Origin of the sequence: Nocardioides potassii, from assembly GCF_021648885.1 — a bacterium.
Lineage (GTDB): Bacteria > Actinomycetota > Actinomycetes > Propionibacteriales > Nocardioidaceae > Nocardioides > Nocardioides potassii.
In genome coordinates this window covers 262083-286406 of the sequence record NZ_JAKJHZ010000005.1, presented here as the reverse complement: position 1 = coordinate 286406, position 24324 = coordinate 262083, and the positions used below count along the sequence as shown (strand labels likewise).

The following is a 24324-nucleotide window of genomic DNA, read 5'->3' as shown; positions in this document are numbered from 1 at the left end:
ATGGGATGTCGACGAACGTGCACTCCCCTCTGTCAGTTGACTGAGGGAAGTGCTCGCTGACCGACCTCCCATGGTGAACGGTCAGAAGAGGGCGTCCTGCTCGAGCTCGAGCAGCTGCTGCTTGCGCGCCAGGCCGCCGGCGTACCCGGTGAGGGTGCCGTTGGCCCCGATGACCCGGTGGCACGGCACGACGATGGGGATGGGGTTGCGGCCGTTGGCCAGGCCGACCGCGCGCGAGGCGGCGTTGGTCATCCCGAGCCGCCCGGCGACCTCGCCGTAGGACGCGGTGTCTCCGTAGCCGATCTTCTCGAGCTGCTTCCAGACCCGCTTCTGGAACTCGGTGCCCACGGGCGCGAGGGGGAGGTCGAACGACGTGCGCTCGCGGACGAAGTACGCCGTGAGCTGTCGCACTGCCTCGGCGAGCACCGGCTCGTCGTCGGAGCGGGCGCCGAGCGGACGTCCGTCGGCGGGCTGCCGGAACGGCGAGAACTCGATGGCCACGATCGACCCGTCGCGCTCGACGATGCGCAGGTCGCCGACGGGCGAGGGCATCACGGTCCACATGTCAGTTCTCCTTCACCGGGCACGCGGGCTCGGGGGTGGCGGGCATCAGGGTGTTCCAGAGGTGCATCAGGGCGTAGGACCGCCACGGACGCCACCGCTCGGGATCGGTGTCGAGCGACCCGCCGAGCCCGGTGAGGACGCGCTTGACCGCGAGGTCGGTCGGCAGGAAGACGTCCGGGTGCCCGAGCGCACGCATCGCGACGTAGTCTGCGGTCCACGGGCCGATCCCGGGCAGGGCGAGCAGGGCACGTCGTACGTCGTCGCGGTCGGGGCCGCGGTCCAGGACGACCGTGCCGTCGGCGAGGGCGCCGGCGAGCGCGACGAGCGCGCGACCTCGGGCCCGCGGCATCGGCAGGTCCTCGGCGTCGAGGCCGGACAGCGTGGTCGAGTCGGGGAAGAGGTGGGTCAGCCCGGCCACCGGTGAGTCGACGAGGCGGCCGTGCGCCGCCGCGATCCGTCCGGCGACGGTGCGCGCGCCGGCGACGCTGACCTGCTGGCCGATCACCGTGCGGATCGCGGTCTCCGCACCGTCGACCTGGCCGGGCACCCGCAGGCCCGGGGTGGCCAGCACGAGGGGGCCGAGCAGAGGGTCGGCGCCGAGCTGCGCATCGACGGCGGCCGGGTCGCAGTCGGCGTCGAGGAGGCGGCGCACGCGCTCGCTCGCCGCCGCGGTGTCGCGCAGGTCATGCAGCCAGAACTCCGCGACGACGAAGCCGGTCCCGCCACCCACGGGCAGGTCGGCGAGGTGGAGCCGGACGGTGCCGGGACCGTGCGGGAGGTCGAGGGTGCGGGCGTAGGTGCCGGGGGCGGCGACCTCGACGCCCGGAACGACGTGGAAGGCGAGGAAGTCGAGGAGCCGTCGGCCGGCGAACGGGGTGCGCACGGCCAGCCGCATCGTCACCGCACCGGACGGCCGGCCGCCGGCCGCGGGCCGCGCCCGCCCGCGACCGCGCAGCTGCGTGGGCGAGGCGTCGTACACCTCGCGGACGGTCTCGTTGAACTGGCGGACGCTGGCGAAGCCGGCGGCGAAGGCGACGTCGGTCAGCGGGAGGTCGGTGGTCTCGATGAGCACCCGCGCGGTCTGGGCGCGCCGGGCGCGGGCCAGCGCGAGCGGCGCCGCGCCGAGCTCCTGGCTCAGGAGCCGGCCCAGGTGGCGCGGGGTGTAGCCGACCCGCCGCGCGAGCCCCCCGACGCCCTCGCGGTCGACGATCCCGTCGGCGATCAGGCGCATCGCGCGTCCGGCGACGTCGGCCGCCACGTCCCACTCCGGGCTGCCCGGGGTGGCGTCGGGCAGGCAGCGCTTGCAGGCGCGGAACCCTGCGGACTGGGCGCTCGCCGCGGTCGGGTGGAAGCTGACGTTGGCGGACGCCGGCGTGCGGGCCGGGCACGACGGCCGGCAGTAGATGCCAGTGGTGCGGACGGCGGTGTAGAACACGCCGTCGAACCGTCGGTCCCGGCTCTGCACCGCCCGGTAGCAGGCCTCGGCGTCGAGGTGGCCGGACGGTGTCATGCCCCGAGTCTGCCGCCTCCACCGGAGCCGTACCAGCGGGAAACGGACACCGCGACGAGGGTCACGCCGCCGGCGCCCACTCCGCGACCGTGATCTCGGTGGACCGGCGGGTGCGCGGCTGTCGCGCCGGCCCGTCGAGCAGGAACCGGACCCGGACGTCGAGGTCGGGGAAGGCCTCGGCCACCTCGCGCTCGACCTGGGCGGTGCCCTCGAGGATGTCGGCAGCGTCCGCCTCGAGCTCCACGTGACCCGTCAGGATGATCACGTCGGGGGCGTCCGGGGTCATGCGGCCGTGCGTACCGGTGACCGGGGCGAGCGAGGCCCAGCGATCGGCGAGGGCCTTCGCGAGCGAGGCGTGGTCCGCCTCGAGGCGTCCGGTCGCGTCGCTGCCCGACAGCCGGGTGCTGCCACGGGTCGGGCGGGGCAGGTGGGCGAGCAGCCACAGCAGGCCGAGCAGTCCGAGCACCAGTCCCACGGCGGCGGCGACCCACGGCCACCAGGTGCTGTCGACGACGGAGCCGACGCCGGCGACCTCGCGGTCGGCGTCCAGCAGCCCGGTGAGGTCGAGGCGCCACTCCCAGACGAGAGCGGCCAGGCCCAGCAGCACCAGGCCGAGGACGATGGTGGTGGCGCGGTCGGTGCCGCGCGTACGTCGGGTGGTCATGTCACTCCTCCTCCGCGGTGCGGACGTCGATGCGGCGGGCGCCGAGGGCGCTGCCGGCGGCGGTGGCGGCCTCGCGGGAGACTGCGAGGGCCGCGCCCTCGTCGCCACGGGTGGCGATCTCGAGGACGATCCGGCGTCGGCCGACGCGGCCGGCGCGGGCGCTCAGGACACCGGGTGCACGGTCGGCTGCGACACGCGCAACGGCGGCGACAGCTTCCGGGCTGGACCAGAGCTGGTCGGAGTCCTGCGCGCGGGTGTGGCGTCGCGGCGCGGGCAGCAGCCCGACGAGCAGGAGCGCGAGTCCGACGACTGCCGCGACCGTGGCGGCGACGAGGACACCGGTGGTGGGCGTCAGGCCGTCGAGGCTGCCGAGCAGGTCGGGCAGCCACGGCTGCCCGGTCGCCCAGCCCTGGTGGACGACGAGGTCACGGACCGCGACCACGCCCAGCACGACGAGTGCCAGGGCCAGGACGATCCCGACCGGCACGGTGCGGGGCATGCCCATCGGCGGGCGCGACAGGGCGCGCTCGGTGCGGGTGGTGCTCACGACGCTCTCCTCTCGTCGATGCCGGACACGGTGACGTTCACGTCGACCGCGGTGATGCGTACGCCGCTGAGCTCGGACGCGCGGTCGAGCACGGCCGAGCGGACCTGGGCCGCCACGTCGGAGACGGGGGCCGGCCAGGCGACCGCCACGTCGAGCGACACGCGGGCGGTGGTGCCGCGCACGTGGACGGAGGCGTGCGGCGTGCCGGAGCGGACGCCGGCGAGCGAGCCGCTGGTGCGCCGCACGCGCGGCACCTCCAGGGCCACCGACTCCACGATGTGCTGGAGGGCCTGGGCGCGGACGCTGAGCTGGCCGCGACCCTCGGCGCCCGAGGGTGCGTCGTCAGGCGCGGGCGCCGCCGGCGCAACGGTGGGCGCTGCGGTGGCGGTGAGCTCAGCCACGGCGACCACGCACCATGGCGCGGACGTCGACCTCTCCGTCGACGTGACCGCCGACGAGGTAGCCGACCGTGCCGAGCACGATGGCCAGCAGCAGGCCGAGCAGGCCGCCGGTGGTGATGGCGATGGTGAGCAGCAGGCCGGCGATGAGGCCGACGGTGGAGGTGGTCATGTTCTCTCCTCGAGCAGATGGGCGTACTGGTGGGCTGGGAGCCAGCCGGGGGTCATCGCGCGGAGCCGTCGGCGGGTGCGTCTGGCACGGCGGGAGGCTCGCGAGCGGCGGGTCGTGGTGATGGACGGGCGGGTCGTCGGGGCCGTGGCGCCCGACCCCCAGGCGGGCGCCACGGCGGTCGTGGCGGCGGACGGACCGTCGAAGGCGCGCACCACCGCGATGAAGTCGTCGGCGTTCCCGCCGAGGTCGGGGTGCGTGGCCCGGAGGGCGGCGCGCCGTGCCGATCGATCGGTCACGCCCACGCCTCAGCCCTCCGCGGGACCTGCCGGCCCCTGGACGTCCTCGACGGCCAGGTGGACCACGCCGGGCGCGAGCGCTGACACGCGCGCACGCACCTCGTCGATCGTCGCCGACATGGGGGCGTCCCAGTCGAGCACGAGGTGGACCTGCGTGACCCCCTCGAGCAGCCGGATCCCGGCGACCCGTCGACCGGGCAGGTAGGTCGCGACCTCGCCGAGGACCCCGCCGTGCAGGGCGTGGACGCCCGGCACGGAGAGGACCGCCTCGGCGACCCGGTCGGCCAGGTCCTCGTGGACCTCCTCGACCTCCCGGGTCCCGTCGGCCGGCGGGACCACGCTGGTCTCGCTCGGGCCCGTCACGTCACTGGACACGCGTGGTGGCCGGCTCCTCGTCCGGCTCGTCGCTCTCCAGGAAGACGTCGTGGACGGTGATGTTGACCTCGGTCACCTCGAGGCCGGTCATCCGCTCGACGGCGTCCACCACGTTGCGGCGGATCGCGGCGGCGAGGTCGGCGATCGCGACGCCGTACTCGGCGACGATGTCGAGGTCCACGGCAGCCTGGTGCTCCCCCACCTCGACCGCGACACCCTGGCTCAGGTTGGTGCGCGAGCCCGGGATGCGCTCGCGGATCGCGCCGACGGCGCGGGCGGTGCCGCCGCCGAGGTCGTGCACGCCGCTGATCTCGCGGGCCGCGATTCCGGCGATCTTGGAGACGACGGTGTCCGCGATCGACGTACGACCCTGCTCCGTCACCAGGGCACCACCAGCGGTGGAGGTGGTGGCGGGCGTGCTGGAGGTCTGCTTCTCGGTCATGGTCTCTCCGTTCTCGTTCGTGTTGCCGGCCCTCGGTGGACCGGGACACACGTTGGTCGGGCGGAGTTCGGCGATCGTCACGCCCCAGATGGCTCCAGTTCGTGTGACCCCGCTCACCCGGGGCAGATGCTCAGGCGGCTCTCAGGCCCCACTTGGGAGTGCCCGATTGACTTCACCCGTGGCCGACGACCTCCCGAGCACCTCCGACGGCGCGCTGGTGCGCGCCGCGCGGCTGGGCGACGAGGCGGCGTTCGGCGAGCTGGTCGACCGCTACGGCCCCGGGATGCTGCGCTACGCCCGGCGGCTGGTCAACGGCAGCGACGCCGATGCCGGGGAGGTCGTGCAGGAAGCGCTGATCTCGGCGTGGAAGAGCCTGGACTCGTTCCGCGGCGAGTCGTCACTCAAGACATGGCTGTTCAGGCTGGTGCACCGACGGGCCGTGGACCTGATGCGCCACCGCCGCCCGACGCCCATCGACGACGAGCTGCTGTCCCGCGCCGTGAAGGTCGCAGATGACAACCCCCTGCAGGACGTGCTGGACTCGGAGCTGCTCGAGGCGCTGCAGCAGGCGCTCGACGAGCTCCCGTGGAACCAGCGATCCGCCTGGTTGCTGCGTGAGGTCGAAGGACTGGGGTACGACGAAATAGCCCTGGCGATGGGCACGACGGTCGGTGCCGTGCGGGGACACCTGCACCGCGGCCGACGACAGCTGGCAGAGAGGATGGCGCGATGGCGATGAGTCCCGGCACCCCCCTCGAACGGGCGACCGCCGCTGCCCGCGCCGAGCAGCCGGAGGACTGGCCGGCCGTCTCGGACTCCATCAAGCGGAAGGTCCGCGAGACCGTCCTGCCCGCGCGCCGGATCGCGTACGTCTCCGCGGACGGTTCCCTCGACCAGGACGAGCACGGGTCGCGGACCCACGTGTCCTCGCGCGTCCTGCTCGCCCGGCTGCGCGACGCCCTGCGGTTCGGCCCGGACCTCGCGGCCGAGCGGATCGACCTGACGATCGGCGACGACGACCTGCTGACGCGCGTCGAGGTCGACCTCGTCTGCGCCTACGACACCGACGTCCGGCAGGCGGCCGACCTCGCCCGCTCGCTCGTGGAGGGCGTCCTGGTCGAGGTGCTGGGCCCGGGCGCTCGCCCGCCGGTCGACGTGCACGTCACGGACGTCGTCGTCGGCGACGTCCGACGCGACTGACCGGGGTCAGACCACGCGGTAGCGCCGCTCGGGCCGGCCCGCCCCGCCGTACTGCAGCCGTACGACGACCGTCCCCCGGGCCACGAAGTGCTCGAGGTAGCGCCGCGCGGAGACCCGCGAGATCCCGACGGCCTCGGCACACTCGCCCGCCGACAGCTCACCCGCCGCGGTGAGCGCCACCCGCACCGCCTCGGCCGTCTCCGGGCTCAGACCCTTGGGCAGCGCCGCAACCACGGGGGCGGGACCAGTGCCGCCGAAGACCGCATCGATGTCCTCCTGCCCGGGCGCGGTGGACCCCGACAGCGCGAGGTGCGCGGCGCGGAACGACTCGAGCCGCACGCGGAGGTCGTCGTAGTCGAAGGGCTTCACGAGGTAGTGCACCGCACCACCGGACGCCGCGGCCCGCACGGTGTCGGCCTCGCGTGCCGCGGTGACGACGAGCACCCCGACGTCGTCGCCGCCGGCGCGCAGCCGGCGGATGACGTCGATGCCCGTCATGTCGGGGAGGTGCACGTCGAGCAGCACCAGGTCCGGCCGCAGCCGGGCGATGTCGTCGAGGGCGGCCTGCCCGCTGCTCGCGACCCCGACCACCCGGAAACCGGGCGTGCGCTCGACGAACTGGGTGTGGATCCGCGCGACCATGAAGTCGTCGTCCACGACGACCACCGTCACGTCGTCCATCGCACTGTTCATCGCACCTCGCCTCCCGTGGCTGTCGCGGTCCCCGACACGTCTCCGACCACCGCACCGGGAAGCTCGGCCTCGAAGACCGCACCGGACGTGTCCTCGGCGGCGCGGACCGTGACCGCGCCGCCCCGACGCTCGCAGACGACTTGCACGAGCGCGAGCCCGACACCCCGGCCGCCGACCGTCGACTCCTTCGTGGTCCAGCCGCGCCGGAACACCTCCCCCACCTGCTCGGGCGGCACACCCGGACCAGTGTCGGTCACCGTGAGGCGCACCGTCGTGCCGTCGACGACCAGCGTCACGTCGACCGTCTCGCCCCCGACGGACTGTGAGGCGTCGACCGCGTTGTCGACGAGGTTGCCCAGCACGGTGGCGACGTCGGTCGAGGTCTCCGGGTCGAGCCGTGGCAGGCGGCTGCCGCCGGCGACCACGAGGTCGATGCCCCGCTCGGCGGCCAGGCTGGTCTTGGCGATCAGCAGGGCGGCCACGGCCGGGTCCTCGACGTGGGCGAGGACCGCGTCCGAGATCTCGGCGCGGCGCCGGCTCAACGTCCCCACGAGCCGCGACACCTCGTCGTACTCCCCCAGCTGCACCAGCCCGGAGATCGTGTGGAGCTGGTTGTGGAACTCGTGGGTCTGCGCGCGCAGGGTGTTGGTGATCGACTCGCGGGCGCTGAGCTCGCTCTGCAACGACAGCAGCTCGGTGCGGTCACGCAGGGTGGTCACCGTCGCGACGCGGCGACCGCGCTCGATCACCGGGTTGCGGTTCACCACGAGCACCCGGTCGCCGAGCACGACGACGTGGTCGCGGATCTCGGCGTCGTCCGCGAGCAGGTCGCGGACGGCGGGATCGAGGTCGAGGGCCTCGACGCGACTCCCCTCGACGTCCTCGGCCAGGCCGATGAGCTCGCGCGCGCTGTCGCTGAGCATCGTCACGGTGCCGTCGTCCGCGACGGCGACGACCCCCTCGCGGATCGAGTGCAGGACCGCCTCGCGCTGGTCGGCGAGGGCGGCGATGGCGGCGGGCTCGAGACCGCGCGTACGTCGCCGGATCAGGCGCGAGAGAAGGAACGAGCCAGCGGTCCCGAGGCCCAGGCCGAGGCCGGCGAAGGTCAGCAGGTCGGGCAGTGCGCTGCGTGCCCGCTCCCCCCAGGACGGGTACTCCTCGGCCACCATCGCAATGCCGACGAGCTGGAGCCTGCGGTTGATGATCGGCACCTGCGCCGCGATCGACGGCGTACCGAAGTCGTCGACATCTCCGCTCCACGGGCGCAGCTGCTGCACGGTGCTCGCGGACAGGTCGATCGCGCGGTCGCGGCCAGCGAAGTCGCTGCTGACGAGCACCACGCCGTCGGGGTCGGTGAGGTAGACCCCGCTCGCCTGGTAGTTGGTGCGGACCTGCTGGGTGTACGACGTCAGCGACGCACGGCGGACGTCCACCTCTCCCTTGATGAACGGCTGGCGGACCGCCGGGATGTTGGCCATCGACTCGGCGGCGGCCCGCATCTCCGCTCCGCGGGTGTCACGGAAGTCGGCGTCGCTCTGCTGCACCGACACCACGCTGGCGGCGGCGACGACCACGAACAGGACCGTCAGCTGGAGCGCGAGGAACTGCCCGGCGAGGGTCGCCGGACGCAGCCTCAGGCGTGACCACAAGTTCCAGAACCTCCATTGCTTGCGCAAGCGTGACGAGCACCACACGCAGTCTCCACCATCGTCGGGAGCGGGACCCCGCCGCGCACGACCGACCACCACAGAAGGAGACCCATGATGCGTCCCCTCACCCGCCACGGGACGAGGCGCAGGGCCGCTCGCACGGTCGCGACCGTGGCAGCGCTCAGCACCGCGGTGCTGCTCGCCACCGGCTGCGGGGTGACCCGCGGTGCCCAGAGCGACGACATGACGATGCTCATCCCCAACAGCCCCGGCGGCGGCTACGACCAGACCGGCCGGGCCGCGGTCGCAGTGATGGAGAACGACGACATCACCGGCGGCAACGTCGAGGTCACCAACGTGATCGGCGCCGGCGGCTCGGTGGCGATGACGCGTCTGATGAACGCCGAGGGCGACGAGCGCACGATGATGACCGCCGGCCTCGGGGTCGTCGGCTCGCTCTACTCCTTCGGCGCCCCCTACAAGCTCGACGACGCCACCCCGCTGGCACAGCTGATCGAGGACCAGGAGGGCGTGCTGGTGCCGCCGGACTCGCCCTTCGAGACGATCGACGACCTGGTGAAGGCGTGGAAGGCCGATCCGGGCTCGATCGTGGTCGGCGGCGGTTCCTCCCCCGGCGGCCCGGACCACCTGTTCCCGATGCAGCTCGCGTCGGCCGTCGGCATCGACGCCCGCGACGTGCGCTACGTGCCGTACGACGGCGGCGGCCCGCTGACCACCGCGCTGCTCGGCAGCAAGATCGACGTCGGCTTCTCCGGCGTCGGGGAGTTCACCGGGCAGCTGAAGGACGGCGAGCTCCGCCTGCTGGCCGTCTCGGGTGAGGAGCGGTTGGCGGGCGACAACATCAGCGACGCCCCGACCCTCACGGAGTCGGGCATCGACCTGGTCTTCACCAACTGGCGCGGAGTCCTTGCGCCCCCCGGCATCAGCGACCAGCGTCGCGCCGAGCTCATCGCGATGCTCGAGGAGATGCACGAGACCCCCGAGTGGCAACAGGCCCTCGAGGACAACGGCTGGATCGACGAGTTCAAGACCGGCGACGACTTCACCGCGTTCCTGCAGGAGCAGGACCAGCGCGTCGCCACCACCCTCGAGGAGCTGGACCTGCTGTGAGCACATCAATGGACAACCCCGGGACGGCGACCCCTCCGTCGCCGGCCACCGACCGCGACCTCCCCCAGCTCGGCCTCGCCGCGCTTCTGGTCGTGGTCGGCGCCTACACCTTCTACGACGCCACGACGCTGCGGGTCGGCTTCGGCGACCCCGTCGGCCCGCGCCTGTTCCCCTACGTGATCGGCACGGTCACCGTGGTGCTGGGGCTGCTCCTCGCGGTCGCGACGCTGCGCGGCAGCGTGCCCGAGGCCGAGGGCGGGGAGGACGTCGACCTCCGCCACCCGGCGGACTGGCTCACGGTCCTCAAGCTGGCCGGCGTCCTGCTCTTCACCGTCCTGACCATCTCCTTCCTGGGGTGGGCGGTGAGCGGCGCGCTGCTGTTCGTCGGTTGCGCCTGGTCGCTCGGCAGCCGCACCCTCGTGCGCGACGTCCTCGTCGGCGCGGTGATGGCGGTGGCGAGCTGGTACTTCTTCCACGAGGGCCTGGGCGTCATCCTCCCTGCCGGGATCCTGGACGGGGTGCTCTGATGGACAACCTCGGCCTGCTGATGGGCGGCTTCGGGGCGGTCCTGACCCCGGAGAACCTCATGTACTGCGCCATCGGCGTGCTGCTCGGCACGTTCGTCGGCGTCCTGCCGGGCATCGGACCGGCGATGGCGGTCGCGCTGCTGCTGCCCGTGACCTACGGCCTCGACCCGGTCGCCGCCTTCATCATGTTCGCCGGGATCTACTACGGCGGCATGTACGGCGGCTCCACGACGGCCATCCTGCTCAACACACCCGGTGAGTCCGCGTCCGTGATGACGGCGCTCGAGGGCAACCTGATGGCCCGGGCCGGCAAGGCGGCGCAGGCGCTGGCCACGGCGGCGATCGGCTCCTTCATCGCCGGCACGATCGGCACGCTGCTGGTGGTGTTCTTCGCCCCGGCGCTCGCGTCCGTGGCCGTCGAGATCGGCGCACCGTCCTACTTCGCGCTCATGGTCCTGGCGATGGTCTCGGTGACCAGCGTGCTGGGCGGTTCGCCGCTGCGGGGCTTCATCGCCCTCTTCATCGGCCTCACCATCGGCCTTGTCGGCCTGGACCTCAACACCGGTCAGCCCCGTCTCAGCTTCGACCAGCCGCTGCTGGCCGACCGCATCGACGTCGTCGTGGTGGCGGTCGGCATCTTCGCCCTCGGCGAGGCCCTGTGGGTCGCCGCGCACCTGCGCCGCAGCCCGGCGCACGTGATCCCCGTCGGCCGCCCCTGGATGAGCCGCGCGGACTTCCGGCGGTCCTGGGGCCCGTGGCTGCGCGGGACTGCGTACGGCTTCCCGTTCGGCGCGGTGCCGGCCGGCGGCGCGGAGATCCCGACCTTCCTGTCCTACATCACCGAGAAGCGGATCGCTGCTCGTCACGGCAAGGACGAGTTCGGCCGGGGCGCCATCGAGGGCGTCGCCGGACCGGAGGCGGCCAACAACGCCTCCGCCGCCGGCACCTTCGTGCCGCTGCTCGCCCTCGGCCTGCCGGTGACCGCGACCTCGGCCGTCATGCTGGCCGCGTTCCAGGGCTACGGCATCGAGCCCGGCCCCAGCCTGATGACCGACCAGCCCGACCTCGTGTGGGCCCTGCTGGCCAGCCTCCTGATCGGCAACGCGCTGCTGCTGGTGCTCAACCTGCCGCTCGCGCCCGTCTGGGCCAAGCTGCTGCGCATCCCACGGCCGCAGCTCTACGCGGGGATCCTGTTCTTCGCCGCGCTCGGCTCCTACGCCACCAACCTGCAGCCGTTCGACCTGTTCCTCCTGCTGCTGCTCGGCCTGCTGGGCCTGATGATGCGGCGCTTCGCGCTGCCGGTGCTGCCGTTGATCCTCGGGGTCATCCTCGGCCCGCTCATGGAGCTCAAGCTGCGGGAGGCGATGGCCATCTCCGGCGGGGAGGTCGACGCGCTGTGGAGCGAACCGCTGGCGGTGGTGATCTACGCGGTCGTCGCCGTCGCGATCATCGCGCCGCTCGTCCTGCGCACGATCCGCCCCGCCCCGGCCGCCGTGGCCGTCGACGAGGGGCTCGCCGGTGACACGACCAGGGAAGAGGAGACGGTCCGATGACGACCATCGTGGTGGGCTGGACGCCCGACGAGTTCGGCGAGGCGGCGCTGCGGCGCGCGCTCGAGGAGGCGCGGCTCCGCGAGGGCCGGGTCGTGGTGGTCAACGCCACCCGCGGCGACGCGCTCGTCGACGAGAGGTACGCCGACGACGAGCAGCTCGCCGCGCTGGCGACCGAGCTGGGCGGGGCCGGCATCGAGGTCGACGTACGCCGCTCGATGGGCGCCGACGTCGGCGACCAGGTGCTCGCCGTCGCCGCCGACGTGGCGGCCGACCTCGTCGTGATCGGGCTGCGGCGGCGCACGCCCGTCGGCAAGCTGCTGATGGGCAGCGTCGCGCAGCGCATCCTGCTCGGCGCCGAGTGCGCCGTGCTGGCGGTGAAGCCCACGGCCTAGCCGACGCACAAATGTCGAAGGGCCCGGTCCTGGTGGACCGGGCCCTTCGTCATGCGTTGGTACCCCCGACCGGATTTGAACCGGCGTTACCGCCGTGAGAGGGCGACGTCCTAGGCCGCTAGACGACGGGGGCTTGCATGTCGGTGTTGCTGTGCCGCTCGGAAGCAGCGGACGGAACTCTATCGAACGATGGAGGGCCGACCAAATCCAGCCCCGGAGGGCCGGACTCGCTGGGGTACTAGGACTCGAACCTAGAACAACTGAACCAGAATCAGCCGTGTTGCCAATTACACCATACCCCATGGGGGTATCAGTCCGACCGCTCACGATCGGCTGACCACCACGCGGTTCCTTGCGGAACCGACCCCGAACGTTACACGCGCGGTGGTGGGGCGGCCAAAACGGGGTCGCCGGCGGGCGGGCGCCGTACGGCACCGACCGGCGGGCCCTGCCGGGAGACGCCCATCGCCGTCGCGACCCAGCTCGCGAGCCCGAGGTAGACCAAGGACTGGGTCAGGGTGGAGACGATCATCCACGGGCTCGCGGGGCCGCTGGCGTTGAGCGACTCGGTCATGTCGCCGAAGGCGAGGGCGAGGCCGTAGGCGAAGAAGTTGTTGAGCACGTGCATGGCGATCGCCGCCTCGAGCCCCCCGGTCCGGATCACCAGGATCCCGGCGACGACACCGAAGGCGAACCGGTCGAAGAAGACCGGCCAGCTCTGCCCCAGTCCGTGGGCGAGTGCGAACAGGACCGCCGGGGCGAGGACCGCGAGCACCAGCGACACCCGGCGCCAGGGCAGCAGCGAGCCGAAGGCCTGGGTGAGGTAGCCGCGGAAGACGTACTCCTCACCGGCGGCCTGGAACGGGGTCAGCAGCGCGATCACGAGGAGGAAGTCGCGCGTCGTGCTGGTGAAGTCGTTGACCGATCCGACCGGCTCCCCCGCCGCCCCCGCCGTCGGGAGCAGGATCGCCGCACCGAGGCTGGCGACCAGGGCGACGACGGCCAGCGGCAGGCACGCCAGCAGGAACCGCCACCGCAGCCGAGGCGCGACCGACGACAACCAGCGCGGCTTGAGCCGGTGGAAGAGCCAGAGCACCAGCCAACTCGACAGGATCGCCGAGCCCAGCAGGACGTTGAGCAGCCCGAGCCCGAACGGCGTCACGTTGCTGGTCACGTCGAGCGCCGACGAGGCGTCCTCCGCGCTGGAGCCGCCGACGAGCAGGGCGACGAGCGCGGCCAGCCCCAGGACGGCGGGAACGAGGCCGAAGACGAGCACGATCAGCACGATCGAGCCGAGCAGCGAGCGCCACCAGCCGGGACGGCCCACGCGGTGCAGCTCGTGGTAGGCCGGCTGGAAGTCGGGCTCGAGCGGGGTGGTCACGATGGTCGTCCGTCGCTCAGGTGAGCGCCGACTGCAACCGGCCCAGGCTCCGCTCGCGACCCAGCAGCTCCATCGACTCGAACAGCGGCGGGCTGATGCGCTTGCCGGTGATCGCCACCCGCACGGGGCCGAAGGCGACGCGCGGCTTGAGCTCCATGCCCTCGATCAACGCCACCCGCAGCGCCTCCTCGATGGCCGAGGTGGACCACTCGGGCAGCCCGGAGAGGGCGTCGTACGACGCCTGGACGACGCCGCGACCGGTGTCGTCGAGCAGCTTGGCGACGTCGTCGGGGTCGCGCTCGAACGCGGCCTCGTCGACGAAGAGGAAGCCGAGCATGGGTGCTGCCTCGGTGAGCTTGTTGATCCGCTCCGCAACGAGGGGCATCGCGAGCTCGAGCAGCTGGGCGTCGGCGTCGCTCACCGGGTCGCTGACGACCCCGGCCTGCTTGAGGAACGGCAGCGCGCGGTGGGTGATGTCCTCGACGGACAGCAGCCGCATGTGGGAGGCGTTGATGGCCTCGGCCTTCTTGAGGTCGAAGCGCGCCGGGTTGGGGTTGACGTCCTTGATGTCGAACGCGTCGACCATCTCCTGCATCGAGAAGATGTCGCGGTCGGCGGCGATCGCCCAGCCGAGCAGCGCAAGGTAGTTGAGCAGGCCCTCGGGCAGGAACCCCTGCTCGCGGTAGGCGAGCGCGTGCGCCTCGGGGTCGCGCTTGGAGAGCTTCTTGTTGCCTTGGCCCATGACGTAGGGCAGGTGGCCGTAGACCGGCACCTGCTTGGCCACGCCCAGCTCGACGAGCGCGTCGAGGAGCGCGAGCTGGCGCGGGGTGCTGGACAGCAGGTCCTCGCCGCGCAGGACGTGGGTGATCTCCATGAGCGCGTCGTCGACGGGGTTCACGAGCGTGTAGAGCGGGTCGCCGTTGGCGCGCGACAGCGCGAAGTCCGGCACGTTCTCGGACTCGAAGGTGATGTCGCCGCGGACCGCGTCGGTCCACGTGATCGAGCCGTCGGGCATCCGGAAGCGCACGATCGGCGAGCGGCCCTCGGCCTCGAAGGCCGCACGCTGCTCGTCGGACAGCTCGCGGCAGAAGCCGTCGTACCCCTGCATCTTGGAGCCGGACGCCTGGCGCCGGGCGGCCACCTCGTCGTTCGTGCAGAAGCAGTCGTAGGAGTACGACGACTCGCGGAGCCTGGCCAGCACGTCGCGGTAGATGTCGCCGCGCTCGCTCTGGAGGTAGGGACCGTGCGGGCCGCCGACCTCGATGCCCTCGTCCCAGTCCAGTCCCAGCCAGCGCCACAGCTCGACGATGGCGTCGTAGGACTCCTGGGTGCTGCGCTCGCGGTCGGTGTCCTCCATGCGGAAGACGATCTGCCCGCCGTGGTGGCGCGCGAAGGCCCAGTTGAACAGGGCCGTGCGGACCAGGCCGACGTGCGGCGAACCGGTGGGCGAGGGGCAGAAACGGACGCGGACGGGCGACGACATGTGGGGGCTCAGCTTCCGGGGTTCGGGGATCGGAGGGCGACGGGGTTGGCCAGGGCGCCGATGCCGGCGATCGAGATCTCCACCTCGTCGCCGACCTGCATGGGGCCGACACCCTCGGGAGTGCCGGTGAGGATCAGGTCGCCGGGGAGCAGCGTCATGACCGACGAGACGTGTGCGACGAGGGTCGGCACGTCGAAGATCATGTCGGCGGTGGACCCGTCCTGGACGACGTCGCCGTTGAGGTAGGTCTGCACGGCGCGGCCGTCGTTGAAGTCATGCGGGTCGAGGTCGGTCTCGATCCACGGACCCACCGGGCAGAACGAGTCGAAGCCCTTGGCGCGGGTGAACTGCACGTCGGACTTCTGCAGGTCGCGCGCGGTCACGTCGTTCGCGATCGTGTAGCCGAAGATCACGTCGGTGGCCTGCTCCGCGGGGACGTCACGACAGATCCGCCCGATCACGACGGCGAGCTCGCCCTCGTAGTGCAGGTTGCTCGTCTGCGGCGGGTAGTAGATCGGGTCGCCCGGGCCGACGACGGTGGTGTTGGGCTTGAGGAACATCAGCGGCTCGTCGGGCAGGTCGTGCCCCAGCTCGGCGGCGTGGGCGGCGTAGTTGCGCCCGATCCCGACCACCTTGCTGCGCGGGATGACCGGCGCGAGGAGTCGTACGTCGTTGAGCCGGTGCTCCTCGTCGAGGAGCTTGATCCCGACGTAGAGCGGGTCGCCGGCAAGGGGCACGACGACGGAGTCCTCGGCGGGCTGGCCGAACTGGTCGACGTCCCCCGTGACGACGCCGAACCGCGGCTCCTCGCCCGTGCTGAACCTGCAGATGCGCATGCACCGAGCCTATCGAGCAGCCGCACGCCCCAGCGCATCGAGAGCAGCCTCGACGTCGGCGGTGGTCGTCGACCAGTTGGTGACGCTCACCCGCAGGACGGCGCGACCGCGCCACCGCGAGCCCGTGGTCCACGCCGTACCGTCCGCGAGCATCGCGTCGACCACCGCACGCGTGGCGTCGTCGTCCCCGAAGGCGGCGCACACCTGAGTGAACACCACGTCGTTGAGCACCTCGGCTCCGTCGATCGCCGCGATGCCGTCGGCGAAGGCCCGCGCGTGCGCGCAGTAGCCGTCGACGAGCGCGGCGACCCCGTCGCGGCCGAGGGCGCGCAGCACCGCCCAGACCGGGAACGCCCGTCCCCGGCGGCTGATCTCCGGCACCTTGTCCATCGGCTCGCCCGCCGCGTCGAAGATCAGGTAGTCGCCGTGCATGCCCATCGCGGCCCGCAGCGCCGCGCGGTCGCGCACGATCGCGAGGCCGCAGTCGTAGGGGACATTGAGGGTCTTGTGGGCGTCGGTCGCCCAGGAGTCGGCGGCCTCGTAGCCCGCGGTCAGGTGCCGCCGCCCGGGCGAGGCCGCCGCGAACAGGCCGAACGCGCCGTCGATGTGCACCCACGCCCCGGCGTCGTGCGCCGCCGCAATGGTCTCCTCGAAGGGGTCGAAGGCGCCCGAGTGCACGTTGCCCGCCTGGAGGCAGACGATCGTCGGCCGCCCGTCTCCCGCTTCGAGCGCAGCCGCCAGGGCCGCCGCCTCGATGCGCCCCTGCTCGTCGGCCGCCACGGCCTCGGGTGCGCCCAGACCGAGGTACCGGAGTGCGAGGTCGATGGTGTCGTGCCGCTCCGCGCCCACCAGGACCCGTACGCCGGGCGAGCCCAGCAGTCCCTGGTTCGCGACGTCCCAGCCGGCGCGGCGGAGGACCTCGTCGCGGGCGGCGGCCAGGCAGGTGAAGTTCGCCATCGTTCCGCCGGTGACGAAGCCGACGGCGCTCGCCGCGGGCAGGCCGAGCAGGTCGAGCAGCCAGGCCTCGGTGAGGTCCTCGACCGCCGAGTGGGCGGGCGTGACCACGCGCAGTCCGGTGTTCTGGTCCCACGCGCTGACCAGCCAGTCGACGGCGAGGGCGGCGGGATGGGTCCCGCCGATGACGAAGCCGAAGAAGCGGCCTCCCGGCATCGCGGTCAGGCCGGGGTCGCAGGCCGCGGCGAGCTCGTCGACGACCGCTGCGGTGTCGGTGGGTCCGTCGGGCAGCTCGCGCACCAGGCGCGCCGCGACGCCGTCGCTGTCGAGGCGCGGTGGGACGGGCCGTTCGGCGAGCGAGTCCAGCCACTCGCGGGCCAGGGCGTGGGCACGGTCGAGGCCGGCGCTGCGGTCGATCATCTCGTCAGTGTGCTGCTCACGCGCGCCGCGGACTAGCCTCTCGTCGGTGCAGGTGCTGACCGGTCCAGACTGGCGCGCGCGGGCCGCTGCCCACGCGGCGCGCGTCGACGCGTTCGTCGAGCCGCATCTCGCCCGTCGCGCGGAGCAGGTCAAGCACCCGGTGCACGACTTCCTCTTCACCTACTACTCCCACCGTCCCGCCCAGCTGCGCCGCTGGCACCCGGGCTTCGGGATCGCGCTGGAGGATGCCGAGGACCACGCCGGCCTCAAGGGCTACTCCCCTGTCCGGGGTCTCGTGACGAGCGCGGGGCGCCCTCCTCGACCATCGGATGCGGTGGTCGCCGTCGCGGAGGCGTACGTCGCCTCGCAACGAGCGCTCCTCGGGCAGCTCCACAACCTGCTGAGCGCCACCGCCGGGCGGACGCCGCAGTTCGGCTGCTTCGGCCTGCACGAGTGGGCGATGGTGCACCGCGCCGACCAGCACGGCACGCGCCACGACTGGCCGCTCCGGCTCGGCGCCGCCGGCACCGACGCGGTCGTCGAGTCCCACCGGATCGGCTGCTCGCACTTCGACGCGTTCCGCTTCTTCACCCCGACCGCCCAGCCGCTCAACACCCTCCAGCCCGGCCGCGACGACCGTCCCGCTTTCGAGCAGCCCGGCTGTCTCCACGCCGGGATGGACCTCTACAAGCACGCCTTCCGGTTGACGCCGATGATCTCGAGCGACCTGGTCGCCGACTGCTTCGAGCTCGCGCGCGACATCCGCGTGCTCGACATGCGGGCGGCGCCGTACGACCTCGCGGACCTCGGCTTCGAGCCCGTCCGGATCGAGACGGCGGAGGGCAAGGCGGCCTACGTCGAGGCGCAGCGCGGGTTTGCCGAGCGCGGCGCACCCCTGCGGGCGCGGCTGGTCGCGGAGTGCGATCGGCTGCTCGGTGTCGTGCCCGAGCCGGCTCAGAACTCGTAGCCGAAGGCCTCGATCGTGTCGGCGAAGACGTCGGCGACCCGCTGCTTCGAGGCCGGCGAGTAGAGCTCCCGGTAGTGCCCGGCAGGTCGCGCGTTGCCCTTGGCGCGCGGCAGGTCGGGTCGCCCGGGGAGGGCGAGCTGGTCCCACACCTCGTCGAGCTCCGCGTCGAGCGACTCGTAGCGCAGCACCCGGTCGAGCACCATCTGGCCGCGGATCCGGTAGAGCCGGCGGTTGTTGGCGAGCTGCTCGATCCAGATCTCCTGGACGTAGTCCTCGAAGTCGGGCAGCTCGTCGCGGTCCTTGTACTTCCAGAAGTAGAGCGAGACGACCGCGTCCCAGGGGTTCCGCTCGATCGCGAAGGTGAAGTACTCGTCAAAGGTCTGCTGGCCCACGAGGTCGCGGACCGCCTTGGCGCCCATGTGGTTGTACGCCTTGCGCTCCAGCGGCGGCGACTCGAAGTTCTGCGGGGGCCGACCGCCGGCGGCCACGCGGAGCTTCTCGTCCTCGGGGCTGATCTCGGTGATGATGTCGTCCGGCCCGCACACCTTCGACAGCGCGATCTCGACGCTCGTGCCCGCGGTCTTGCGGGTCTTGAGGAAGATGAAGCGGTGCTGGTGGGACGCGATCACGGCACGACCCTATCGGCCCCTCCCCGCTCGGAGCCGTCGATACGGTGGCTGCCGTGACCGAGCCCCTGACAGCCGAAGGCCACCACTACCGCGGCGACGACTGGTACGGCGACGAGCTCGGCGCGGCCCGTTTCACGGACTGCACCTTCACCGACGTCGACCTCACCGAGGCCACCACCTCCGGCGCCACCTTCGAGCGCTGCACCTTCCACGGCGGCCGGTTCAACGCATCGGTCCACCAGGCGACGGCGTTCGTCGGGTGCGACTTCCGGCGCACGTCGTTCTTCGACGCGACGCTCGACGGCTGCAAGCTGGTGGGCACGGTCTTCACCGAGTGCACCCTGCGCCCGCTGACCGTCACCGGCGGCTCGTGGCTCGGCGTCACGATCCGCGGCGCCAACCTCTCGCGCCTCGACCTCAGCGGCGTCGACCTGCGCGAGGCGGACCTGTCGATGTCGGACCTCACCCTCGCCGTGCTGGCCGGCGCCCGCCTCGACCGCGCGGTCCTGCGCGACACCGTCCTCGACCGCGCCGACCTGCGCGGCGCGAGCCTCGACGGGGTCGACCTGTCGGCCGCGATCGTCAAGAGGACTCGCCTGGACCTCGCCGGCGCGGTCCTGCTCGCCGAGCTGCACGGCGCGGACGTCGACCCCACCGCCTGACCTGCTCCCCCGCCCCGGGCATCTAGGGACGTTCTGGTAGGTCCGAGGCCCGGATCGCCTACCACATCGTCCCTAGATACCGGGTTGGGTGGACAGGCGGGCGCGCAGGCCGTCGATGACGAGGTCGAGCCCGAGGTCGAAGTCGGGCAGCGACTCGAGCGAGCGCTCGACGGCGCCGAGGCTGACCGCCTGGCGGGCGGTCTGCTCCTCGAAGGCGTGGCCGAAGACGTAGTGCACGAGCGCCCGCGACGCGACCGGCACCAGCGCGTGGGGGACGTCGGCGTCGGTGAGGATCTTCTCGAGGTCCGCCACCGGTGCCGCGGCGCCGAGCCCGAAGGCCCACACGGTCGCGACGACATCAGCGCCGTCGGTGACGGCGAGCATCGCCAGGCGCAGCTCGGAGCAGACCTCCCGCAGCCGGTCGGGCCACGCCTCTGCGCTCCGCGGCCGCGCACCGCGGGCGAGGATCTCGTCGGCCACCGCCGCGAGCAGCGCCTGCTTGCTGGCGAAGTGGTGGTAGATCGCGCTCGGCTGCACCTCGAGCTCCGCCCCCAGCCGGCGCATGGTCAGGGCGGCCAGGCCGTGGGTGTCGAGGAGGGCGACCGCGTGGGCCAGCACGTCGCTGCGGTGATGGGCCACACACCCTCCTCGGCCTGCTGATGCGTTGACGTCGTACTCACCGCCACCCTAACCTGAACACCGTTCAGTTCCCCGGCACGCAAGGATCCAGGATGACCGCCACGACCCAGCCCGCGGACACCCACGAGGACGTCCGGGGCTCGTCGTCCCCGACGCGCGACATCGCGCTCGTCGCCGCCTTCGCCGCCCTGATCAGCGCGAGCGCCTACGTGGGCGCGATCCCGATCGGCAGCGCAGGCGTCCCGATCACGCTGCAGACCCTGACCGTCATGCTGGCCGGTTGCGTCCTCGGACCGGTGCGCGGCTTCTCCGCCGTCACGCTCTACCTCGCGCTCGGCGCCGTCGGCCTCCCGGTCTTCGCCGAGCACTCCTCGGGCATCGGCGTCTTCACCGGCATCAGCGGCGGCTACCTGCTGTCCTTCCCCATCGCCGCGCTCGTCGGCGGCTTCCTGGTGCAGTACGTCGCCCGCGAGCGGCGCACCCGCGCGATCGTCGTCTTCTTCTGCTCCCTCGCCGCATCGGTGCTGGTCATCCACACGATGGGCATCGCCGGGATGAAGCTCTACGCCGACGTCTCCTGGCGCGAGGCCGCGACCTGGGACATGCCGTTCTGGGTGGGCGACCTGGTGAAGACGTCGCTCGTCGCGATGATCGCCGCCGAGGTGCACCGGGCGTTCCCGCAGCTGCTGCAGCGCCGCTGACGTTGACCTCGATCCACCTCGATGCCGCCGCCGTACGGGTCCCCCTCCCCGGCCGTGGCGAGCGCGAGATCCTCGCGCCCACCACGCTGACCCTCACCGAGCAGCGGGTCGCGGTGATCGGCGCCAACGGCTCCGGCAAGTCCACGCTCGCCCGGCTGCTCAACGGCTTGGTGCGGCCCTCGTCGGGTCGCGTCACCGTCGACGGCAAGGACGTGGTGCGCGACGGCGCGGCCGTCCGCCGGCTGGTCGGGTTCTGCTTCACCGACCCCGCCGCCCAGCTGGTCATGCCGACGTGCGTCGAGGACGTCGAGCTGTCACTGCGGCGCACCGTGTCGGGTGCGTCCGCGCGACGCGAGCGGGCGCTCGCCGTGCTGGCAGCCAACGGTCTCGAGGAGCACGCCCACGACTCGGTCCACTCGCTCTCCGGCGGCCAGCGCCAGCTCCTCGCTCTCGCCGGCGTGCTGGCGACCGAGCCGCGGGTCGTCGTCGCCGACGAGCCGACGACGCTGCTCGACCGGGCCAACACCCGTCGGATCGGTGACGCCCTGCTCGGGCTCACCCAGCAGCTCGTCCTGGTCACGCACGACCTCGACCTCGCCGCCCGCTGCGACCGGGTCGTCGTGGTCGACGACGCCCGGGTCGTCGCCGACGGCGACCCGGCCTCGTCGGTCGACCACTACACCCGCCTGGTCGACTCGCGATGAGCGACCTGATGGCTGGCCTCCACCAGCCCGGTGACACCGTGCTCCACCGGCTGCCGGTCGGCGCGAAGGTGCTCGGGCTGGCGGTGCTGAGCCTGGCGATCGTCGTGGTCCGCGACGTGCGGACTGCGCCCGCCTTCCTCGCCGTCACGCTGCTGCTCGCGGCGCTCGCCCGCGTGCCGGTGCGCTCGGTCTGGCGTGCAGCTCGCGGGGTGCTAGTGGTCGCGCTGGTGGCGGGCGCGTTCCAGTGGTGGTGGTACGGCGCGGGGAAGGCGGCCGAGACCTTCCTCGACCTGCTCAGCCTCGGCCTGGCGGCGCTGTCGCTGACCGCCACCACCTCGGTCAACGAGATGGTCGACGCCCTGTCGCGGTGGGCCCGGCCGCTGCGGTTCGTCGGCATCGACCCGGAGCGCGTGGCACTCACCGTCGCGCTGACGATCGGCGCGCTGCCCGGGACGATCGCGATCGCGCGGGAGACGCGCGACGCGGCCCGGGCGCGCGGCCTCGACCGCAACCCGCGGGCGTACCTCTCCCCCTTCGTGATCCGCGTCGTCGCCCGCGCCCACGAGTCCGGCGACGCCCTCCACGCGCGCGGGATCGGCGACTGACCCCGGCCCCGCTCTGGAGTCACCGGACATCCGGTGACCGCAACGGTTGTCAGCCGAGATCCAGGCTGACAACCGTAGGACTCGGCACCGAAGATCGGCGCCCGGCGCCTATCGAGCCCACCCGTGCCGACCCCTCACCAGCCCGGCGGACGCCTGTCCACCCAGGACTGCGCAGTCTCGACCTGGACGGCCAGGGCCACGAGCAGCTCCTCCTCGGCCGGTCGAGCGGCCAGCATCACGCCGACCGGGAGGCCGTCGTCGGTCCAGTGCAGCGGGAGCGAGATGGCCGGCATGCCGGTGACGTTCCAGGCGCTGGTCCACGGCGTGAAGGCCTTCTGCGCAGCGAAGTCGGCAGCCGGGTCGGCGTCGTCGCGCAGCGCGCCGACCTCGACCGGCGGCATCGCGAGGGTCGGCGTGAGGACGGCGTCGTACGGCGCCAGCGCGGCGAGCGCGCCGGCCGCGTGCTGGCGCAGGCGAGCGATGGCGAGGCCGAGCTCGGGTCCGCTGACGGCGTGGCCGCGGTCGCTCAGCCAGCGGGTCAGCGGGCGGAGGCGGTCCTCGCGGCCGGGCGGCGCCGGAGACAATGCGGTGAGCACGGCCCAGCAGGTCTCGAAGTCGGCGACCGCGTCGGGCGGGATGGGTACCGCGACGTCCTCGACGTCGTGCCCGAGGGACTCCAACAGACGCGACGCGTCCTCCCACGCCGAGACGCTGGACGGGTCGACGTCGACCTCGGCGATGACCGGCGCGACGAAGCGGGCGATGCGAAGCCGTCCGGGCTCGCGGTCGCAGGCGTCGAGGAACGACGTGGTGGGCGGTGGCGCCCAGAACGGGTCACCGACGCGCCGACCCTCCAGCACGTCGAGGAGGGCGGCGGCGTCGCGGACCGTACGAGCGAGGGTGCCCGGGGTCGCGAGACCGACCGGGTCGCCGTAGCGGGGAGCGCCGCTGACCCGACCGCGCGAGGGCTTGAGGCCGACGAGGCCGCAGCACGAGGCGGGGATCCGGATGGACCCGCCGCCGTCGGACCCGGGCGCCACCGGGAGCAGGCCGGCCGCGACCGCTGCGGCCGCCCCACCGGACGAGCCGCCCGCGGTGCGGGTGCGGTCCCACGGCGTCACCGCCGGCGGAGCGACGTCCGGCTCGGTGTAGCAGGGCGACCCGAACTCCGGCGTGCTCGTCTTGCCCAGGCTCGGCATCCCGGCCGCCTCGACGGTGAGGACGAGGTCGTCGGACGCGTCGGGGACGAAGTCGTCGTACGCCGCCGAGCCGAAGGTCGTGCGGACCCCCGCCGTCGGGTGGAGGTCCTTGATGCCGGTCGGGACGCCCCAGAGCGGACCTGCGTCCGTGGGGCGTCCCGACTGCGTCAAGCGACGCGCGTGCTCGCGCGCGAGGTCGTGCGTGGTGGTGATGAACGCGCCGACCTCGTCAGCGCGAGCCGCGTAGTGCTCGACCAGGTCGAGCGGCGTGACGTCACCGCGGCGTACGGCGTCGCCCTGCTCGAGCGCGGTCAGGACGTGCAGCTCCATGCCGCGAACCTACCCACCGTCCGACCTTGGTCTCGTGACAGGACTTCGTCCTTCCTCGACCAGCGGACTACCCGCTGGTCGAGGAGGTCGCGCCAGCGACCGTCACGAGACCGACGAGGTCAGGCGGCGACGGGCTCGTGCGCGACGAGGGCGTCGAGCGCGCCGAGGAGGCGCTGGACGGCCTCCTCGTTGGCCAGCGGGTCACCGTCGACCGCGGGCTCGTCGACGACGATGCCCTCGACGACGAGGGCGCCGGCGATGGTCGCGGAGTGGCGCGCGTGCTCGTGCGACCACTTGCCGCCGTACGGCGTCGGGGTGGCGCCGATGGCCGCGAAGGGCTTGCCGACGATGGCGCCCTGGCCGTAGGGGCGCGACAGCCAGTCGATGGCGTTGTTGAGCACCGCGGGCATGGTGCCGTTGTACTCGGGGGTGACGGCGAGGACGCGGTCGGCCGAGGCGACCGACTCCCGAAGAGCGGTTGCGGCGGCGGGGGCGGTGTCGCCGTCGATCTCCTCGTTGTAGAACGGCACGGCGTCGAGGCCCTCGACCACGTCCACGGTCACGCCGGCGGGGGCGTGGTCACGGAGGTGCTCGGCGATGCGGCGGTTGAGGCTGCCGCTGCGGGTGGAGCCGAGGAGGACTGCGACGCGGGTCTGCTTGTCAGTGGTCATGACGGTCGAAACGGACCGTGGTCCGCTTTC

30 protein-coding genes and 2 tRNA genes are annotated in these 24324 nt (G+C 72.7%); 11 read left to right on the top strand and 21 right to left on the bottom strand.

Annotation, left to right across the window (positions count from 1 at the left end; translation table 11 throughout):
- Positions 1–81 precede the first annotated feature (81 nt).
- The 9 genes from L2K70_RS05835 to L2K70_RS05795 all read right to left on the bottom strand — a co-directional run bounded on the left by L2K70_RS05835 (position 82) and on the right by L2K70_RS05795 (position 4968).
- Positions 82–564 carry a methylated-DNA--[protein]-cysteine S-methyltransferase gene (locus L2K70_RS05835; protein WP_236400292.1) on the bottom strand — a complete coding sequence of 161 codons (483 nt, stop codon included), beginning with the start codon at positions 562–564 and terminating at the stop codon, positions 82–84.
- Position 565: 1 nt separating this feature from the next.
- On the bottom strand, positions 566–2074 hold the full coding sequence (locus L2K70_RS05830; RefSeq protein ID WP_236400290.1) for an AlkA N-terminal domain-containing protein: 1509 nt from the start codon (positions 2072–2074) through the stop codon (positions 566–568).
- A gap of 61 nt (positions 2075–2135) precedes the next feature.
- Entirely contained in the window at positions 2136–2738 is a 603-nt protein-coding gene (locus L2K70_RS05825; protein WP_236400288.1) for a hypothetical protein, read from the bottom strand.
- 1 nt (position 2739) lies between these two features.
- Positions 2740–3285: a hypothetical protein gene (locus L2K70_RS05820; protein ID WP_236400286.1), complete on the bottom strand. Its 546-nt coding sequence runs from the start codon at positions 3283–3285 to the stop codon at positions 2740–2742.
- Entirely contained in the window at positions 3282–3686 is a 405-nt protein-coding gene (locus L2K70_RS05815) for an Asp23/Gls24 family envelope stress response protein (RefSeq protein ID WP_236400284.1), read from the bottom strand. Before L2K70_RS05815 ends, L2K70_RS05820 begins: the two co-directional genes overlap by 4 nt.
- Positions 3679–3855: a DUF2273 domain-containing protein gene (locus L2K70_RS05810; protein WP_236400280.1), complete on the bottom strand. Its 177-nt coding sequence runs from the start codon at positions 3853–3855 to the stop codon at positions 3679–3681. Before L2K70_RS05810 ends, L2K70_RS05815 begins: the two co-directional genes overlap by 8 nt.
- Positions 3852–4151, bottom strand: a complete 300-nt coding sequence (locus L2K70_RS05805; protein WP_236400278.1) for a hypothetical protein — start codon at positions 4149–4151, stop codon at positions 3852–3854. The genes L2K70_RS05810 and L2K70_RS05805 overlap by 4 nt, the downstream gene beginning before the upstream one ends.
- Before the next feature lie 9 nt (positions 4152–4160).
- Entirely contained in the window at positions 4161–4526 is a 366-nt protein-coding gene (locus tag L2K70_RS05800; RefSeq protein WP_236400276.1) for a hypothetical protein, read from the bottom strand.
- Complete coding sequence (locus tag L2K70_RS05795) at positions 4516–4968, bottom strand: Asp23/Gls24 family envelope stress response protein (RefSeq protein WP_236400274.1); 453 nt, start codon at positions 4966–4968, stop codon at positions 4516–4518. Before L2K70_RS05795 ends, L2K70_RS05800 begins: the two co-directional genes overlap by 11 nt.
- A gap of 178 nt (positions 4969–5146) precedes the next feature.
- Between L2K70_RS05795 and L2K70_RS05790 the strand changes: the two genes are divergently transcribed.
- Together L2K70_RS05790 and L2K70_RS05785 are read left to right on the top strand one after the other, a co-directional pair.
- A complete protein-coding gene (locus L2K70_RS05790) occupies positions 5147–5707 on the top strand; it encodes an RNA polymerase sigma factor (RefSeq protein WP_236400272.1) in 561 nt (186 codons plus the stop codon).
- Positions 5698–6168 carry a hypothetical protein gene (locus L2K70_RS05785; protein WP_236400270.1) on the top strand — a complete coding sequence of 157 codons (471 nt, stop codon included), beginning with the start codon at positions 5698–5700 and terminating at the stop codon, positions 6166–6168. Before L2K70_RS05790 ends, L2K70_RS05785 begins: the two co-directional genes overlap by 10 nt.
- 6 nt (positions 6169–6174) lie before the next feature.
- Here L2K70_RS05785 and L2K70_RS05780 read toward each other — a convergent pair whose 3' ends face one another.
- Positions 6175–6861 (bottom strand): response regulator, encoded by a 687-nt coding sequence (locus L2K70_RS05780; protein WP_236400268.1) that lies wholly within the window; start codon positions 6859–6861, stop codon positions 6175–6177.
- Positions 6858–8510 (bottom strand): sensor histidine kinase, encoded by a 1653-nt coding sequence (locus L2K70_RS05775; protein ID WP_236400266.1) that lies wholly within the window; start codon positions 8508–8510, stop codon positions 6858–6860. The genes L2K70_RS05780 and L2K70_RS05775 overlap by 4 nt, the downstream gene beginning before the upstream one ends.
- Before the next feature lie 171 nt (positions 8511–8681).
- Between L2K70_RS05775 and L2K70_RS05770 the strand changes: the two genes are divergently transcribed.
- From L2K70_RS05770 to L2K70_RS05755, 4 genes are read left to right on the top strand one after another with little or no spacing between them, the layout of a single operon-like run.
- Positions 8682–9641 carry a Bug family tripartite tricarboxylate transporter substrate binding protein gene (locus L2K70_RS05770; RefSeq protein WP_236400263.1) on the top strand — a complete coding sequence of 320 codons (960 nt, stop codon included), beginning with the start codon at positions 8682–8684 and terminating at the stop codon, positions 9639–9641.
- On the top strand, positions 9638–10168 hold the full coding sequence (locus L2K70_RS05765) for a tripartite tricarboxylate transporter TctB family protein (RefSeq protein WP_236400261.1): 531 nt from the start codon (positions 9638–9640) through the stop codon (positions 10166–10168). Before L2K70_RS05770 ends, L2K70_RS05765 begins: the two co-directional genes overlap by 4 nt.
- Positions 10168–11721 carry a tripartite tricarboxylate transporter permease gene (locus tag L2K70_RS05760; protein ID WP_236400259.1) on the top strand — a complete coding sequence of 518 codons (1554 nt, stop codon included), beginning with the start codon at positions 10168–10170 and terminating at the stop codon, positions 11719–11721. The genes L2K70_RS05765 and L2K70_RS05760 overlap by 1 nt, the downstream gene beginning before the upstream one ends.
- Complete coding sequence (locus tag L2K70_RS05755; RefSeq protein ID WP_236400257.1) at positions 11718–12113, top strand: universal stress protein; 396 nt, start codon at positions 11718–11720, stop codon at positions 12111–12113. Before L2K70_RS05760 ends, L2K70_RS05755 begins: the two co-directional genes overlap by 4 nt.
- 57 nt (positions 12114–12170) lie before the next feature.
- Here L2K70_RS05755 and L2K70_RS05750 read toward each other — a convergent pair.
- The 6 genes from L2K70_RS05750 to L2K70_RS05725 form a co-directional block, all read right to left on the bottom strand.
- Positions 12171–12246: transfer RNA gene (locus tag L2K70_RS05750), tRNA-Glu, on the bottom strand.
- 97 nt (positions 12247–12343) lie between these two features.
- Positions 12344–12415, bottom strand: a tRNA-Gln gene (locus tag L2K70_RS05745).
- Between the two features lie 71 nt (positions 12416–12486).
- Positions 12487–13494 (bottom strand): CPBP family intramembrane glutamic endopeptidase, encoded by a 1008-nt coding sequence (locus L2K70_RS05740; protein WP_236400254.1) that lies wholly within the window; start codon positions 13492–13494, stop codon positions 12487–12489.
- A gap of 16 nt (positions 13495–13510) precedes the next feature.
- A complete protein-coding gene (gene gltX, locus L2K70_RS05735; RefSeq protein ID WP_236400253.1) occupies positions 13511–14977 on the bottom strand; it encodes a glutamate--tRNA ligase in 1467 nt (488 codons plus the stop codon).
- Between the two features lie 8 nt (positions 14978–14985).
- The gene (locus L2K70_RS05730) at positions 14986–15813 is read right to left on the bottom strand and encodes a fumarylacetoacetate hydrolase family protein (RefSeq protein ID WP_236400250.1); all 828 of its coding nucleotides are present in this window, start codon (positions 15811–15813) and stop codon (positions 14986–14988) included.
- A gap of 9 nt (positions 15814–15822) precedes the next feature.
- Positions 15823–17187, bottom strand: coding sequence for a pyridoxal phosphate-dependent decarboxylase family protein (locus tag L2K70_RS05725; RefSeq protein WP_236400249.1), 1365 nt, complete (start codon positions 17185–17187; stop codon positions 15823–15825).
- A gap of 46 nt (positions 17188–17233) precedes the next feature.
- Here L2K70_RS05725 and L2K70_RS05720 point away from each other — a divergent pair, with 46 nt between their 5' ends.
- The gene (locus L2K70_RS05720; protein WP_236400247.1) at positions 17234–18154 is read left to right on the top strand and encodes a 3-methyladenine DNA glycosylase; all 921 of its coding nucleotides are present in this window, start codon (positions 17234–17236) and stop codon (positions 18152–18154) included.
- Here L2K70_RS05720 and L2K70_RS05715 read toward each other — a convergent pair.
- On the bottom strand, positions 18142–18783 hold the full coding sequence (locus tag L2K70_RS05715) for a sulfotransferase family 2 domain-containing protein (RefSeq protein WP_236400245.1): 642 nt from the start codon (positions 18781–18783) through the stop codon (positions 18142–18144). The two genes, L2K70_RS05720 and L2K70_RS05715, sit on opposite strands and share 13 nt — an antisense overlap.
- A gap of 53 nt (positions 18784–18836) precedes the next feature.
- Here L2K70_RS05715 and L2K70_RS05710 point away from each other — a divergent pair, with 53 nt between their 5' ends.
- Complete coding sequence (locus L2K70_RS05710) at positions 18837–19445, top strand: pentapeptide repeat-containing protein (RefSeq protein WP_236400243.1); 609 nt, start codon at positions 18837–18839, stop codon at positions 19443–19445.
- Between the two features lie 72 nt (positions 19446–19517).
- Here the strand turns inward: L2K70_RS05710 and L2K70_RS05705 are convergent, their stop codons facing one another.
- A complete protein-coding gene (locus L2K70_RS05705) occupies positions 19518–20084 on the bottom strand; it encodes a TetR family transcriptional regulator (RefSeq protein WP_236400241.1) in 567 nt (188 codons plus the stop codon).
- 92 nt (positions 20085–20176) lie between these two features.
- On the opposite strand from L2K70_RS05705, the gene L2K70_RS05700 reads away from it, so the two are divergent.
- From L2K70_RS05700 to L2K70_RS05690, 3 genes are read left to right on the top strand one after another with little or no spacing between them, the layout of a single operon-like run.
- Complete coding sequence (locus L2K70_RS05700; protein WP_236400240.1) at positions 20177–20785, top strand: biotin transporter BioY; 609 nt, start codon at positions 20177–20179, stop codon at positions 20783–20785.
- Between the two features lie 2 nt (positions 20786–20787).
- Positions 20788–21489 carry an energy-coupling factor ABC transporter ATP-binding protein gene (locus L2K70_RS05695; protein WP_236400238.1) on the top strand — a complete coding sequence of 234 codons (702 nt, stop codon included), beginning with the start codon at positions 20788–20790 and terminating at the stop codon, positions 21487–21489.
- 8 nt (positions 21490–21497) lie between these two features.
- Entirely contained in the window at positions 21498–22094 is a 597-nt protein-coding gene (locus L2K70_RS05690; protein ID WP_236400236.1) for an energy-coupling factor transporter transmembrane component T family protein, read from the top strand.
- Between the two features lie 134 nt (positions 22095–22228).
- On the opposite strand, the gene L2K70_RS05685 is transcribed toward L2K70_RS05690, so the two are convergent.
- A complete protein-coding gene (locus tag L2K70_RS05685) occupies positions 22229–23623 on the bottom strand; it encodes an amidase (protein WP_236400234.1) in 1395 nt (464 codons plus the stop codon).
- A gap of 119 nt (positions 23624–23742) precedes the next feature.
- Positions 23743–24294 (bottom strand): NAD(P)H-dependent oxidoreductase, encoded by a 552-nt coding sequence (locus L2K70_RS05680; RefSeq protein ID WP_236400233.1) that lies wholly within the window; start codon positions 24292–24294, stop codon positions 23743–23745.
- Positions 24295–24324: the final 30 nt, after the last annotated feature.

Excerpts from the sequence above, each read along its gene's own strand:
- L2K70_RS05835 (WP_236400292.1), bottom strand. The coding sequence starts at position 564 with ATGTGGACCGTGATGCCCTCGCCCGTCGGCGACCTGCGCATCGTCGAG.
- L2K70_RS05830 (WP_236400290.1), bottom strand. The coding sequence starts at position 2,074 with ATGACACCGTCCGGCCACCTCGACGCCGAGGCCTGCTACCGGGCGGTG.
- L2K70_RS05825 (WP_236400288.1), bottom strand. The coding sequence starts at position 2,738 with ATGACCACCCGACGTACGCGCGGCACCGACCGCGCCACCACCATCGTC.
- L2K70_RS05810 (WP_236400280.1), bottom strand. The coding sequence starts at position 3,855 with ATGACCACCTCCACCGTCGGCCTCATCGCCGGCCTGCTGCTCACCATC.
- L2K70_RS05795 (WP_236400274.1), bottom strand. The coding sequence starts at position 4,968 with ATGACCGAGAAGCAGACCTCCAGCACGCCCGCCACCACCTCCACCGCT.
- L2K70_RS05785 (WP_236400270.1), top strand. The coding sequence starts at position 5,698 with ATGGCGATGAGTCCCGGCACCCCCCTCGAACGGGCGACCGCCGCTGCC.
- L2K70_RS05780 (WP_236400268.1), bottom strand. The coding sequence starts at position 6,861 with ATGAACAGTGCGATGGACGACGTGACGGTGGTCGTCGTGGACGACGAC.
- L2K70_RS05760 (WP_236400259.1), top strand. The coding sequence starts at position 10,168 with ATGGACAACCTCGGCCTGCTGATGGGCGGCTTCGGGGCGGTCCTGACC.
- L2K70_RS05755 (WP_236400257.1), top strand. The coding sequence starts at position 11,718 with ATGACGACCATCGTGGTGGGCTGGACGCCCGACGAGTTCGGCGAGGCG.
- gltX (WP_236400253.1), bottom strand. The coding sequence starts at position 14,977 with ATGTCGTCGCCCGTCCGCGTCCGTTTCTGCCCCTCGCCCACCGGTTCG.
- L2K70_RS05730 (WP_236400250.1), bottom strand. The coding sequence starts at position 15,813 with ATGCGCATCTGCAGGTTCAGCACGGGCGAGGAGCCGCGGTTCGGCGTC.
- L2K70_RS05725 (WP_236400249.1), bottom strand. The coding sequence starts at position 17,187 with ATGATCGACCGCAGCGCCGGCCTCGACCGTGCCCACGCCCTGGCCCGC.
- L2K70_RS05700 (WP_236400240.1), top strand. The coding sequence starts at position 20,177 with ATGACCGCCACGACCCAGCCCGCGGACACCCACGAGGACGTCCGGGGC.
- L2K70_RS05690 (WP_236400236.1), top strand. The coding sequence starts at position 21,498 with ATGGCTGGCCTCCACCAGCCCGGTGACACCGTGCTCCACCGGCTGCCG.
- L2K70_RS05685 (WP_236400234.1), bottom strand. The coding sequence starts at position 23,623 with ATGGAGCTGCACGTCCTGACCGCGCTCGAGCAGGGCGACGCCGTACGC.
- L2K70_RS05680 (WP_236400233.1), bottom strand. The coding sequence starts at position 24,294 with ATGACCACTGACAAGCAGACCCGCGTCGCAGTCCTCCTCGGCTCCACC.